Genomic DNA, 14,279 nt, shown 5'->3' with positions numbered 1-14,279 from the left:
ACGCAAGTTCAAAGAAACATCGTTTCTCTAAATCTTTGCAGTGCAAGTATTTGGCTTAGCCAGACACTTACACCTATCGGTTATTTGGTCTGTTAAAGAGCGGTGCTGACTGGCTTGTTTCGTTTGCATCGTCAGCTGAGGAGGCGAACTATACCCAGACGGGCGAAGGGCGTCAACACTTGCACCGCAATAAACTGCAAGTATTTGCTTAAGGTGTTGATTTGCAACGATACCAAAAAGCAAAAAAGTTGGCCGCAGGCAGCCAACTTTTGATTTATGGCATTTTTACGATGCCATCAGGACTTTTTGAGCTTGGCAAACGCGGCGGCCATGGCACCACCACCCAGGTCGGCGGGTGCTTGCTGCGGGCGGCCGCCCTGACGGCGCGGCTCGCTGCGCGGTGCACCGTTGCTGCGGGAAGCACCCACTTCGTCGTCCAGACGCATGGTGAGCGCAATACGCTTGCGCGGGACATCCACCTCCAGCACTTTGACTTTCACCACATCACCCGCTTTCACGACCTTGCGCGGGTCGTCGATGAACTTGCTGGACAGTGCCGAGATGTGCACCAAGCCGTCCTGATGCACGCCGATATCGACAAACGCACCAAAGTTGGCCACGTTAGTGACCACGCCCTCCAGAATCATGCCGGGCTGCAGGTCTTTGATATCCTCGACACCGTCCTGGAAGGTAGCGGTCTTGAACTCGGGGCGCGGGTCGCGGCCGGGCTTATCCAGCTCTTTCAGGATATCCATGACGGTGGGCAGGCCGAAACGCTCGTCGGTGTAGTCTGATGCACGCAGCCCTTTGATAAAGGCCGAGTCACCGATGATCTGTTTTACTGGGCGGCCGGTTTTCGCCACGATCTTCTCTACGACCGGATAGGCTTCCGGGTGGACCGACGATGCGTCCAGCGGGTTGTCGCCATTGCCGATGCGCAGGAAGCCAGCAGCTTGCTCAAAGGTTTTTTCACCCAGGCGGCTTACCTTGAGCAGCTCGCGGCGTGATTTGAAGGCGCCGTTGGCATCGCGATGCGCCACGATGTTGGCCGCTAGCGTGCTGTTGAGACCGGAGATACGGGTGAGCAGCGGCACCGAGGCCATGTTCACATCCACCCCCACCGCGTTGACGCAGTCTTCCACCACCGCATCCAGGCTGCGCGCCAACTGGCTTTGGTTCACATCGTGCTGGTACTGGCCAACACCGATGGATTTGGGGTCGATCTTGACCAACTCAGCCAACGGGTCTTGCAGGCGGCGGGCAATGGACACCGCGCCACGCAGGCTAACATCCAGGTCGGGAAACTCTTTTGCTGCCAGCTCGGAGGCGGAATACACCGACGCGCCGGCTTCGCTGACCACGATCTTGGTCATGCCCAGCTGCGGGAAGGCTTTGATAAGGTCTTGCGCCAGCTTGTCGGTTTCGCGGCTGGCAGTACCGTTACCAATAGCAATCAGATCCACGTGATGGCGATGTGCCAACGCGCCCAGTATGGCAATGGAGCGCTCCCAGTCACGGCGCGGCTCGTGCGGGTAGATGGTGGTGGTTTCCAGCAGCTTGCCGGTATTGTCCACCACGGCCACTTTTACGCCGGTACGCAAGCCGGGGTCCAGCCCCAGCGTGGCGCGCGGGCCAGCGGGGGCGGCCAACAGCAGGTCTTTGAGGTTGGCCGCGAATACCTTGATGGAATCAGCGTCGGCAGCGTCTTTCAGACGCGACACCAGCTCCAGCTCTAACGACAGGAAAATCTTGGCGCGCCAGCACAGACGCACCCCATCCAGCAGCCATTTGTCGGCGGCGCGGCCGGCGTCCTTGATGCCAAAGCGCGCGGCAATCAGCTCTTCGTACGCCGAGCGCTGGGTGATGGGTGTTTCATCCGGCTGGTATTTCAGCGCCACGCTGAGCACACCCTCGTTACGGCCACGCAACAGTGCCAGCGCGCGGTGCGACGGGGTGGTCTTGATGGCTTCGCGATGGTTGAAGTAATCAGCAAACTTGGCGCCTTCTTGCTCTTTGCCCGGCACCACACTGCCAGCCAGCTCGCCTTCGTTCCACAGTTTCTCACGCAGCTGGCCTAGCAGCTCGGCATCTTCGGCAAAGCGCTCGATCAGGATGGCGCGCGCGCCATCGAGCGCGGCCTTGGCATCCTCGACCCCTTTGGCACTGTCGATGTACGCGGCGGCGGCTTGCTCTGGCTGCTGCGACGGGTCGGCCAACAGGCTATCCGCCAGCGGCTCCAGACCGGCTTCGCGGGCAATCTGGGCCTTGGTACGACGCTTGGGCTTGTACGGCAGGTACAAGTCTTCCAGCTGGGTCTTGTTGTCGCTGCCATACAGGGCGGCTTCCAGCTGCGGGGTGAGCTTGCCCTGTTCGGCAATGCTCTTGAGGATGGTATCGCGGCGATCGTCCAGCTCGCGCAGATACACCAGGCGCTCCGCCAGCAGGCGCAGCTGGGTATCGTCCAGCCCGCCGGTCACTTCTTTACGGTAGCGGGCAATAAACGGGACGGTGGCGCCTTCGTCAATCAGGTTAACAGTAGCGGTGACCTGGGCCTCGCGCACAGCGAGCTCTGCCGCAAGGCGGCTGGCGATACTTTTCAACATGCTTTTTTTGTTCTTGCTGGGAAAACGGAAGCCGCTACTGTAACGGCATACACCGGAAAATCAAGACCGAAGAGGCCTGCAGCAAAAAAGGCAATAAAAAACGGCAGCCGCGCAGGCTGCCGTGGTGGCCGGGCAAAAACCGCTATAGCGCTTGCGGGCCAAGCAGCCAGGCTTGCGCTTCTTCAATGGTTTCAAAGTATTGCGCCCGGGCATGGGTGAGCAAGCCGGACAGGTGGGTCGCCAGGTTGACCCAGACATCGTCTGCCACAATGGCGAAGCGGCCAAAGTCGTTTTCATGCGCGCGCATGAAACGCACCTCTTCAATGGCCATATCCAGGGTGAAATCCTTCATGCCGGACAGATCCAGCAGCACGTCCGGCTTGCCTTGCTCGGCAGCGCGCTTGAGCAAGGCCTGCTCCAGCAGTTTGAAATCCGCCAGGGTGAACTCGTTAAACAGCGCCACGTCCAGGCCATAGTCCTGCTCGCGAATGGAAATCATGCTGTGCTCCTTGCGCTACGACACCTTGCCCCCTTGCGCCCAGCCCTGTGCCGGCGCGGCCCGGTGTCTGTTGGTTTAGTCAGTTTTCATTCTAGCGCCGACTGGCCAGAATACCGCTGAGAATAATCAAACTCATGGCCGCCAGCTCTTGCCAACCCAGCCAATGCTGCCATAGCACGGCACCGAACAGGGCGGAAAACGCCACCGTCAGATAAGACAGGTTGGCCACCAGCAGCTTGCGGCCAACCTTGTAGGCGCGGGTCATGGCCAGCTGCGCCACCATGGCGCTTACCCCCAGACCCAGCACCCAGGGCAGGTTGGCCGCCGTCAACGGGTGCCAGGCTTGAAACTGCATCAGCAGCAGGCCGCCCAGGGTGGAAATGAGCGCAAAGTAAAACACGGTGCGCCACTCGGCCTCGCCCGCCTGCCCCAGCTCGCGCACATGCAGGTAAGACCAGCCGGCCAGCAGGCCGGATAGCAAACCCAGCACACCGGACAACCAGCCCAGCTCATGCCAGGTTGGCCGCAACAGCAGCACCACGCCGGTAAAGCCCAGCGCCATGGCGGCCACAGCACGACGCGGCAAACGCTCGCCCAGCAACAACACCGACAGCAAAGCCAAGAACATGGGCGAGGTGTAGTTCAGCGTGACGGCGGTAGCCAGCGGCAAATGGCTGATGGCGTAGAAGTAACACAGCAACGATACATAACCGAGCAGGCCGCGCTTGAGATGCTGGCCCAGTAGCGGCGTGGCAAAGCGCTGCCGGCGCAGCAGGGCCACCCCACCCAGCACCAACACGGCAAACGCCGTGCGCCAGAACACCAGCTCCACGGTACCCAGCGTGACTGCGGCCAGTTTGACAAACACCCCCATGGCACCAAAGCTGGCCGCCGCCAGCACCATCCACCACGCACCACCCACTACGAACCCTTCGCGGCCAACATGCCGCAGCCAATAATCATCAACATCCCCAGCACGGCCCCGGCCGACAGCAGCTGGCCGCCAAACACCACCCCCAAGAGCGCAGAGAACACCACGGTGAGATACGCCAGGCTGGACACGACAAACTTGCGCCCTTCCTTATAGGCGCGGGTCATGGCCAGCTGACCGAGCAAACCCAGCAGCCCCACACCCAGCAGCGCCGCCAGGTCTGGCAGGGTAAGCGGAGTAAAGCCACCTTGCAGCATGACCCACACCAGCCCGCACACGGTGGACAAACAATACAGCCAGAACACGGTCACGCCGGGGCGCTCGCCCAGCTCGCCCAGCTCGCGCACATGAAACAGCGCCAGCCCGGCCCCCGCCCCCGACAGCAAGCCCACCAGGCCAGGCAGCCACTGCCCGGCGTGAAAGGTTGGCCGCAAGATCAACACGATGCCGACAAAGCCCAGCAGCAGCGCCAGCTTTACCAGCCGGGACAAGCGCTCGCCGCGCAGCAAGACGCAGCACACCGCAAAAGACAGGGACGAGGTGTAGTTCAAGGTCACCGCGGTGGCCAGCGGCAGGTGAGTCAGCGCATAAAACAGCATGGCCATAGACAGGTAGCCGGCAATGCTGCGGCGACAGTGGGCCGGCCAATGCACGGTCGCCACACGCTCACGCCCCAGTAACACCGGTACCAGTAGCACCGCCAGGCCAATGGCCGTACGGTAGAACAAGATCTCGATCGCCCCCATATGCTGGCTGGTCATGGCGGCCAGCAAGCTCATGCAGGCAAAGCTAGCGGCGGCAATCACCATCCAGGCCGAACCCAAACGCGCAAACCAGCTCGCCATGGTGCTAACCCCGCGTCGCTACGGGGCGTACCGTCAGCCCCAGACACAGATCAGCAAACGCACGGCGATAGCGGTGATACTCGGACGCATTGGCCACGCATTCGGCAAACACGCCCTGTCGGCCATCCTGCTGCACCACTTTCAGATGCTGGCGGACAATCCACAAGCCGCTTTGCACATACTCGCCTTCGCGGTATTCCAGCACCAGCCGCCCGGCCTTGCGGTCCAGCTGGGCGCGGATCGCCGCCTCGCGCGCACCCTGCGCTTTCTTGTGCCGTGCGGCCAACCTTTCCAGCGCACTGCTACCGCGCAGGCGCTCCCGCCAGATCGTCACCGTCACACCGCTGCGCTCACGGTCTTCCATGGCGGGTGGCACCACGCGCAAACCGCCACCGGCTGCAGGCCGCACTTTCCAGCCATCGGGCACGGACAAGCTCACACCGAGGCCAGCGTGGCGATAAGGCGCAGCATGTATTACAAGGGGAAATGAAAGCAGGATGGCCAACAAGGGCCAGCAACGGCAGGCAGGCATAGGCAGTGGTTGGGCAAGCAAAAAGGCGCGGATATCCGCGCCTTGGTATTGTGCCGCATAAGACGGTGTATTAGCCAGCCAGATGTTCACCCATCAAACGACGGTAAAATTCATGGAAGTGCTGCATGCCATCTTCGGTAGGTGATTGATACGGGCCGACTTCGCTTTCGCCACGCAGCCACAGCGCCTTGCGGCCCTCGTGCATGCGCTGGCAAATCTCGTCGTCTTCGACTGCCGTCTCGAAATACGCCGCTTGCTCGGCCTCGATAAAATCGGGCTCGAACCAGATGATGTCTTCCGGGTAGTAAAACTCGGTAATCACCGTGCACTTTTCCGGGCCGCGCGGTATCACCACGCTCACCACCAGTACGTGCGGGTACCACTCCACCATGATGTTGGGGTAGTAGGTGAGCCAGATGGCACCAAATTCCGGCTGCTGGTCGGCGTAACGCTTGAGCACCTCTTCGTGCCACTTGCCATACACCTTGCTGCCGGAGCGGGCCAGGCGGTTTTTTACGCCCACCGTCTGCACGTGGTACTGGTCACCCCATTCCCATTTCAGGTCGGCGCAATTCACGAAATTGCCCAAGCCCGGGTGGAACGGGTCAACGTGGTAGTCCTCCGAGTACACCTCGATAAAGGTTTTCCAGTTGAAGTCGTATTCGGTGGTGAACGACTTGTGGTAGGCAAAGCCTTCAAACGTCATGTGCTTGGCCACGCCCAGTTTTTCCAGGTCGCGCTGCACATTGCGCTTGGCGTCAAACAGCAGGCCGTTCCACTGTGTCAGCTCAGTCTGGTTCAGGTTCAGGCAAGGTGTTTCGGGGAAATGCGGCGCCCCCAGCAGCTTGCCTTCGGCGTCGTAAGTCCAGCCGTGCAGGTTGCACACCATGTGGTTGCCATTGCCACGACCTTTGTAAATCAGGGCCTGACGGTGGCGGCACACATTGGAAATGAGCTTGATGTCACCATCGACATTTTTCAGCATTTTGCCGTGGCCCTGCCAGTCCAGCGTGTGATAGTCGCCCGCGTTGGGCACCATCAGCGCGTGGCCGTAGTATTGCGGGGCATCGGCGAACAGGATTTTTTGCTCCAGCTCGTAATAAGCCGGGTCAAAGTAAGTAAAGACAGGCAACTGCGCGGCAGATGCTTTGAGCAACTGGGACGAAGCCAGATCAGACATTATTCCCACACCTCCGTGGAAGAAGATATAAGACCAGCCGAATCTCGCTCTTAACGAGTTTACGGAGAGCTATTAAAAAACATTGGTAGAACAGGGGCTTTTAAAGCAACACCCAAATGTTCAGGGGCGGGATTGTGGGCCAAATCCCCCCATGGGGCAAGTATTTTTTGCCGGGGATTTTGTGCCAAGTCAAGGGATTGCACCATCGAAATTACCCAAAATGGCGTCTTTGAAAATTTCGCGCAAAAACCCTTTTGCTTTCATGATGTTGTCAGACAAGCCTGAAATACTACCCTGGCGCAGCCGATAAGGAACTTCCCTATGGTGCAATGCATCACAAACAAGGATAATGCGCCCCCTGCATGGCTGCGGCAGCGCTTCGCAAACCGTGCAAACACTTTATAAAAAGAACACGCAACACCAGCACAGACTCATCCATGATGTCTTACTGCTAACGGATAGAACATGACCACCCACACTCTCGTCATCAACTGCGGCAGCTCGTCGCTGAAATTTGCCCTGATCAACGCCCACACCCAGGAAACCACCCTGAGTGGCCTGGCAGAAAAACTGGGCATGGCCGGCGCCTGCATCACTTTCAAACAGGCTGGCCAGAAGGTTGAGCTGACACTGGCACAGGGCGACCACGCCGGCGCCATGAAAGCCATCCTGTCCTACCTGGACGAGCGCGCACTGACGGGCAGCATTACTGCTATTGGCCACCGTGTGGTACACGGCGGCGAAAACTTCCACGCCTCCACCCTGATTGACGACAGCGTGCTGGCCGCCATCGAAGACTGCGCCCGCCTGGCACCGCTGCACAACCCGGCCAACCTGCTGGGCATTCGCACCGCACAGGCCTGCTTCCCCGGCCTGCCGCAGGTCGCCGTGTTCGATACCGCCTTCCACCAGACCATGCCGCAGCATGCCTATCTGTACGCCGTACCCATGGCGCTGTACCGCGAGCACGGCGTGCGCCGCTATGGTTTCCACGGCACCAGCCACCGCTTTGTTGCTGGCGAAGCCGCCGCCATGCTGGGCCTGCCGCTGGATAACAGCGCTATCGTCAGCGCCCACCTGGGCAATGGCGCCTCGGTCGCCGCCATTCTGAACGGCCAGTCGGTCGATACCAGCATGGGCCTGACCCCGCTGGAAGGCCTGGTGATGGGCACCCGCTCCGGCGATATCGACCCGGGCCTGTTTGGCTACCTGGCCAGCGCACTGAACACCGACGTAGACGGCATCACCGCTCTGCTGAACAAGCAGTCCGGCCTGCTGGGCCTGTCCGAGCTGTCCAGCGACTGCCGCGAGCTGGAAGAAGCCGCGGCCAACGGCCACGTGGGTGCGATTATTGCTATGGAAGTGTTCTGCTACCGCCTGGCCAAGCAGATCGCCGCCATGGTGGTGGCACTGGGCCGCATCGACGTGCTGCTGTTTACCGGCGGCATCGGCGAAAACTCGCCTTTCGTGCGCGCCAATGTGCTGGGCAAGCTGGCTTTCCTGGGCTTCCAGCTGGATGCTGCGGCCAACGATGCCGCCTTCCGTGGCAAGAGCGGCCGCATCAGCCACGCCGACAGCACCGCTGCCGTGGTGATCAACACTAATGAAGAACTGATGATTGCGCTGGATACCGCTGCACTGACACAGGGCAAATAAGGACACGCCATGCACACTTTTCTGATTGCACCGACCGGTTTTGATGCCGGCCTCACTTCGGTGTCGCTGGGCTTGGTGCGCGCACTGGAGCAGGACGGCCTGAAGGTAGGCTTTGTCAAACCCATCGCCCAAGGCCTGGACCCGAACGAGCCAGAGCGTTCCACACACTTTGCCCGCGAACTGTGCCACCTGAACGCCCCCGAGCCACTGCCGATGGAGCGTGCCGAGCACCTGCTGAGCCAGGGCCAGCTGGATCAGCTGATGGAAGAAGTCGTCAGCCTGTACCAGCAAGCTGCGCAAGATGTCGACGTAGTGATCGTGGAAGGCCTGGTACAAGACCAGCAGCACGTGTTTACCACCTACATCAACAGCAAGCTGGCCAGCACGCTGCAATGCGACATCATTCTGGTGGGTGCGGCCAACACCCAGCCCAGCCACGAGCTGGCCGAAAAGCTGGAAATCGCCATTCAGGCCTTTGGTAGCCGTAGCCACGCCATTGCCGGCTACATCCTGAACCGGGTGGATGGCGAGCAGAGCATCAAGCAGCTGTCGGCCGAGATCGCCGAATCCAGCCAGCTGATCCAGAAGCGCCGCATTCCCTGCCTGGGTGGTATCCCGCTGGAGCCGGAGTTGATGGCACCGCGTACGCTGGACGTGGCCAACTACCTGAAAGCCAAGCTGCTGCACGCCGGCCAGCTTACCCGCCGCCGCGTACGCAGCATGTCGGTGATGGCTCGCAGCGTGCCGCACATCGTGCATCTGCTGAAACCCGGCGCACTGATCATCACCCCGGGCGACCGCGAGGACATCATCCTGGCCACCGCCATGGCCACGCTGAACGGCGTGCCACTGGCCGGCCTGCTGCTGACCTGCGACGCCGAGCCGGACGAGCGCATCCAGCAGCTGTGCCACAAAGCCTTCACCAGCGGCCTGCCGGTACTGTCCATCGACACCAATACGCTGGATACCACCACGCTGATCGCCGCCATGAGCCGCCAGGTGCCTGCCGACGACCTGGAGCGCATGGAACGCGTGGTAGCGTTTGTGGCCGAGCGTCTGAGCACGGCCCAGCTGCAGCAGCGCATTGGCCAAACGCGTGAAAAACGCCTGTCGCCGCCTGCGTTCCGCTTCCAGCTGATGGAAAAAGCCCGCCATGCGGCCAAACGCATTGTGCTGCCGGAAGGCAACGAGCCACGCACGGTCAAAGCCGCAGCCATCTGCCACGAAAAAGGCATTGCCCACTGCGTACTGATCGGCGAGCGCGCCGAGATCCTGCAGGTGGCCGAGGCACAAGGCATCAGCCTGCCGGAAGGCGTTGAAATCGTGGAGCCGGCCGAAGTACGCAGCCGCTACGTGGCCCCTATGGTAGAGCTGCGCAAGAGCAAAGGCCTGAGCGCCCCGATGGCCGAGCGCCAGCTGGAAGACAACGTGGTGCTGGGTACCATGATGCTGGCCCTGAACGAAGTGGACGGCCTGGTATCCGGCGCCGTACACACCACGGCCAACACCATCCGCCCTGCCCTGCAGCTGATCAAGACCGCCCCGGACGCCAAGCTGGTGTCCAGCGTGTTCTTCATGCTGATGCCGGACCAGGTACTGGTGTATGGCGACTGCGCGGTGAACCCGGACCCGAGCGCCGAAGAGCTGGCCGACATTGCCATCCAGTCGGCCGACTCGGCTGCGGCGTTTGGCATCCCGCCGCGCGTGGCCATGATTTCGTACTCTACCGGCAGCTCCGGCAGCGGCGACGACGTAGAGAAGGTACGCGAAGCCACCCGCATTGCCCGCGAGAAGCGCCCAGGCTTGCTGATCGACGGCCCGATGCAGTACGACGCCGCCAGCGTAGAGTCGGTAGGCCGCCAGAAAGCGCCGGACAGCCCGGTAGCCGGCCGTGCCAATGTGTTTGTTTTCCCGGACCTGAACACCGGCAACACAACCTACAAGGCCGTACAGCGTTCGGCCAACGTGGTATCAGTCGGCCCGATGCTGCAAGGCCTGCGCAAGCCGGTAAACGACTTATCGCGTGGTGCTTTAGTCGACGACATTGTCTACACCATCGCCCTGACCGCCATACAAGCCGAACAGCTGCACCAGCACTAGCGCTAGTCTTTTAGCATTCAACCCGCACCGGCTTTGCCGCTGCGGGTTTTTTCATTGCCTTTCGCATAAAAACTGTCGATAAATCCAGCAAACCAAGCTTGCGCTTGTTCAATTAAAACAACTGTTTTAGCATCAAACGGAAACCCTTAAAAAAATAACTATACTTTTTAAAGCTGGCGCAGCTCAGCACGACACAACGAGGATGGAAAATGTCGCTACACACCTTTACCGAGTGGTTCATTTCCGATCAACTCAGGCAAGTCCCCGATAACTTGATCCGCGCACGCACGGTTGTCAGCGTCGGCCTGCTGGCCGGCATGATTGCGCCACTCTTTGCCATTTCTTATTACAAGCTACACCACGATGCCATGGCGCACGGCATTGTGCTGGGCGGGGTGCTGATGCTGCTGGGCCCCTTGCTGCTCAAGCTTACTGGTGCCCTGCGCACCGTGGCCCAGTACACCATACTGACCATGTTTTGCATGGTGGCCTGGATGGTGTATGTCAACGGCGGCATCATGTCTACCAGTGTGATGTGGTTTGCCTGTATACCGTTTGCCGCCATTTTTGTCGGTGGCCGCACCGCAGGCGTGGTGTGGACACTGGTAACTTTTCTGATGATAGGCCTGATATACGGCCTGTCAGGTGCAGGCGACATCCCCCCCACCCCCATCCCGCATGAAGAACTGCCCAAGCTGCAAGCCAAGTCCCTGATCGGCTTGTCCTTGGTCGTGCTGACCCTGGCACTGGCCTACGATCGCGCCAAAACACGCACCTTCGAAAAACTGGAAGCCGCCCGCGAGGAAGCCGAGCACGCCACCGCCGCCATGAAGCAGATGATGGCCCAGGTGACCAGCTCGCTCCAGGCAGCCGGCAGCGAAAGCCGCGAGATCGCCAGCAGTACGCAAATGATTGCCCACACCATGAGCGAGCAGCGCAAACGTGCTGACGACATGGTAGGCGCCGCCCAAAGTATGGCCGCAGTGACCGCACAAAACGCCAGCCAGTCGCAAGCCGCTACCAGCATGGCGGTACACGCCGGCGAAGCCGCCAATGGCGGCGGCCAAGCCATGGACAAAGCAGTAAGCCAGCTGAACCAGGCGGGCGAGGTGATTGCCCGCGCCGCCGAGCGCATGGAAGACCTGGGGCAGCGCAGTGCCGAAGTCAGCGGCATTGTGCAGCTGATCCGTGACATTGCCGACCAGACCAACCTGCTGGCGCTGAATGCTGCCATCGAAGCCGCCCGCGCCGGCGAGATGGGCCGCGGCTTTGCCGTGGTGGCAGACGAAGTGCGCAAGCTGGCCGAACGCACCCAGCACGCCACACTGGATATCGAGTCCAAAATCCGCCTGATCGTGGATGGCACCAACCAGGCTATCGACGCCATTCGCGATGGCAACGCCCAGATGCGCAGCGGGCGCGAAAACACGGTAGATGCCCAGCAACGCTTGGCCGGCATCATTCAGGATACCCATCGCCTGATACAACTGCTGCGCGATGTGTCGCAAGCAGAAGAATCGCAAAACCAGGGCTTTAGCCGCTTTACTGGCAATATCACCGCCGTCGGCGAGGCCACACGCAGCCTGTCCGGCGAAGCCGAAACCATTGCCCAGGCCACCGAGCGCCTGGATAGCCTGATGGCGGAGCTGGGCGAAAGCGTAAAGCTGTTCAAGACCACCGCCTAGCCACACGCAGCAAGCAAAAAGCCACGGTGGCAACACCGTGGCTTTTTGCTTTTTACGACAAGGTTGGCCGCCTGCGGCCAACCTTGGCTTACACGCTCAGATAGGACGACTGCTTCAGACCGCGGCAGAACTCGGCAAAGTAGCTGGAACGCTCTTCCTGGTTCAGCCCTGCCATCCGCGCCTTGGACTCGTAGCGGTTCAGGATCTCTTCTGGCGACAAGTGCACGTAACGCAGCATGTCCTCGATGGTGTCGTGCTCTTCCACACCCTCGAAAGTCACTTTGCCGCCTTCGCGCACGTACACGTTCACCGAATCGGTATCGCCAAACAGGTTGTGCATATCGCCCAGGATTTCCTGGTAAGCCCCGACCATGAACACGGCGATCAGGTACTCGTCCCCTACTTTTACTTCGTGCACCGGCATGCTGTTTTCGATGCTCTGCTGATCGACATACTGCTTCACCTTGCCATCCGAATCGCAAGTCAGGTCTTGCAGCACGGCACGACGGGTAGGCTGCTCGTCCAGACGGTGAATCGGCATAATGGGCAGCACCTGGTCGATGGCCCAGGTATCCGGCAGGCTCTGGAATACCGAGAAGTTGCAGAAGTACTTGTCGGCCAGCTTGTCGGTCAGCTCGTCGTACACCTGGCGCTGGCTGCGCTGGCTGGCGGTAAGCTGCGCTTGCAGGCGGCGGCACAGTGCAGCATGCACCTGCTCGGCGATGGCTTTTTCCTTCAGCGTCAGGCGGCCTTCGGCGTACATATCGGACGCTTCGGACACCAGGTGGCTGGCGCGGTAGTAGGTTTCGGTGACCATCTCTGCGTCGGTCAGGTTCATCAGTTCCACCAGCTTGCGCACCGGGCGCGACAAGGCCGACAAATCATCGATATGCGGCATGGTGTCGGGCAGGCGCTCCACGTCGGTCACGTTGACCAGCAGCACGGCGTGGTGCGCGGTCATGGCGCGGCCGGACTCGGACAGGATGCGCGGGTGCGGAATGCCGTTTTCGTCGCAGAATTCGGACAGCATGGACACGATCACGCTGGCGTACTCGTCCATGTCGTAGTTGATGGAGCTGGCATTGCGCGAGTGGGTACCGTCGTAGTCCACCCCCAGGCCACCGCCCACGTCTACGTGGTCTACCGGCAGGCCCAGTGCGCGCAGCTCGCCAAAGTAACGGATCGCCTCGCGGAAACCGGCGCGGTAGTCGGCAATGTTGGCAATCTGCGAGCCCATGTGGAAGTGCATCAGGCGCACGTTGTCACCGTGGCCGGCCGCTACCAGCTTGTCTACCGCCGAGATCAGCTGCGCAGCGGACAGGCCGAACTTGCCTTTCTCGCCACCGGTATCCGCCCACTTGCTGGATGCCAGCGAAGACAGGCGCACGCGCAGACCCAGGTTGGCTTTCACGCCCAGCTTGGCGCTTTCCTGGATCAGCAAATCCACTTCGGATTCTTTTTCGATCACCACGAACACTTCGTGTCCCAAACGCTGGCCCATCAGTGCCAGGCGGATGAAGTCGCGGTCTTTGTAGCCATTGCACACAATGGTGCAGCCCTTGGGCGCCAGCGCCAGCACCGCCATCAGCTCCGGCTTGGAGCCGGCTTCCAGGCCGATGGATACGTCTTGGGTGGCGATGATGCTCTTCACCACGGCTTCTTGCTGGTTCACCTTGATCGGGTAGATGGCGGTGTAGCGGTTGCCATAGTCCTGGCTGGCAATCGCGTTATTGAAGGCGTGACACAGGCGGGTGACGCGGTCTTGCAGAATATCGGGGAAACGCACCAGCAGCGGCATATCCAGGCCACGGTCGCCCAGGGTATGCGCCAGCTCGAACAGGTCGATTTCGCGTTGTTGATGTACATTCGGGCGTACTTTTACGCAGCCATTTTCGCCGACATTAAAGTAGCCAGCGCCCCAGTGCCGTATGCCATACAGGCTACGGCTATCCGCCACAGTCCAAGCCATGAAAGGATTTCCCTAGTTATGCAATAAATGGAAACTGCTCCTTAGTGCGCGGCTTTCGGGCTGGAAAGCTTCATGTGGGCCTGGGATGTCGGAGCGCGCAGTGCGCGGCGGGTGCCGCAAAAACGAGCGCGGATTTTAGCAACATCACACGGCTTGACAAGTACAATTTTTGGGCGTTGATTTTAATTAACACCCAGCCTGCCAGCTTGCCGCGCTCTTGCCCAGCATAACGGTTTCACATGAATGTTTTTTAACTGATGCACCCGCATAGCCTAGAAA

10 protein-coding genes are annotated in these 14,279 nt (G+C 60.5%); 3 read left to right on the top strand and 7 right to left on the bottom strand.

Annotated features, from left to right (window positions below):
- Window positions 1–296 precede the first annotated feature (296 nt).
- The 6 genes from ACZ9XP_RS04775 to ACZ9XP_RS04750 all read right to left on the bottom strand — a co-directional run bounded on the left by ACZ9XP_RS04775 (window position 297) and on the right by ACZ9XP_RS04750 (window position 6,590).
- Complete coding sequence (locus ACZ9XP_RS04775; RefSeq protein ID WP_147685079.1) at window positions 297–2,603, bottom strand: Tex family protein; 2,307 nt, start codon at window positions 2,601–2,603, stop codon at window positions 297–299.
- Between the two features lie 142 nt (window positions 2,604–2,745).
- Entirely contained in the window at window positions 2,746–3,102 is a 357-nt protein-coding gene (locus tag ACZ9XP_RS04770) for a SpoIIAA family protein (RefSeq protein WP_147685076.1), read from the bottom strand.
- Window positions 3,103–3,193: 91 nt separating this feature from the next.
- Entirely contained in the window at window positions 3,194–4,024 is an 831-nt protein-coding gene (locus ACZ9XP_RS04765) for an EamA family transporter (protein ID WP_240803408.1), read from the bottom strand.
- On the bottom strand, window positions 4,024–4,878 hold the full coding sequence (locus tag ACZ9XP_RS04760; protein WP_147685073.1) for a DMT family transporter: 855 nt from the start codon (window positions 4,876–4,878) through the stop codon (window positions 4,024–4,026). The genes ACZ9XP_RS04765 and ACZ9XP_RS04760 overlap by 1 nt, the downstream gene beginning before the upstream one ends.
- A gap of 4 nt (window positions 4,879–4,882) precedes the next feature.
- The gene (locus tag ACZ9XP_RS04755; RefSeq protein ID WP_147685071.1) at window positions 4,883–5,311 is read right to left on the bottom strand and encodes a hypothetical protein; all 429 of its coding nucleotides are present in this window, start codon (window positions 5,309–5,311) and stop codon (window positions 4,883–4,885) included.
- A 169-nt stretch (window positions 5,312–5,480) separates the two neighbouring features.
- Window positions 5,481–6,590 carry an aromatic ring-hydroxylating dioxygenase subunit alpha gene (locus ACZ9XP_RS04750; protein WP_147685068.1) on the bottom strand — a complete coding sequence of 370 codons (1,110 nt, stop codon included), beginning with the start codon at window positions 6,588–6,590 and terminating at the stop codon, window positions 5,481–5,483.
- 465 nt (window positions 6,591–7,055) lie between these two features.
- Here ACZ9XP_RS04750 and ACZ9XP_RS04745 point away from each other — a divergent pair, with 465 nt between their 5' ends.
- The 3 genes from ACZ9XP_RS04745 to ACZ9XP_RS04735 all read left to right on the top strand — a co-directional run bounded on the left by ACZ9XP_RS04745 (window position 7,056) and on the right by ACZ9XP_RS04735 (window position 12,031).
- Window positions 7,056–8,246 (top strand): acetate kinase, encoded by a 1,191-nt coding sequence (locus tag ACZ9XP_RS04745; protein WP_147685065.1) that lies wholly within the window; start codon window positions 7,056–7,058, stop codon window positions 8,244–8,246.
- 9 nt (window positions 8,247–8,255) lie between these two features.
- Entirely contained in the window at window positions 8,256–10,346 is a 2,091-nt protein-coding gene (gene pta / locus ACZ9XP_RS04740; RefSeq protein WP_147685062.1) for a phosphate acetyltransferase, read from the top strand.
- 209 nt (window positions 10,347–10,555) lie between these two features.
- Window positions 10,556–12,031, top strand: coding sequence for a methyl-accepting chemotaxis protein (locus tag ACZ9XP_RS04735; RefSeq protein ID WP_147685060.1), 1,476 nt, complete (start codon window positions 10,556–10,558; stop codon window positions 12,029–12,031).
- A gap of 88 nt (window positions 12,032–12,119) precedes the next feature.
- On the opposite strand, the gene speA is transcribed toward ACZ9XP_RS04735, so the two are convergent.
- Window positions 12,120–14,000: an arginine decarboxylase gene (gene speA, locus ACZ9XP_RS04730; protein WP_147685057.1), complete on the bottom strand. Its 1,881-nt coding sequence runs from the start codon at window positions 13,998–14,000 to the stop codon at window positions 12,120–12,122.
- Window positions 14,001–14,279: the final 279 nt, after the last annotated feature.

Source organism: Vogesella perlucida (assembly GCF_979366545.1).
Note: the sequence above shows the minus strand (reverse complement) of the source record. Positions and strands in the feature narration are given on the sequence as shown.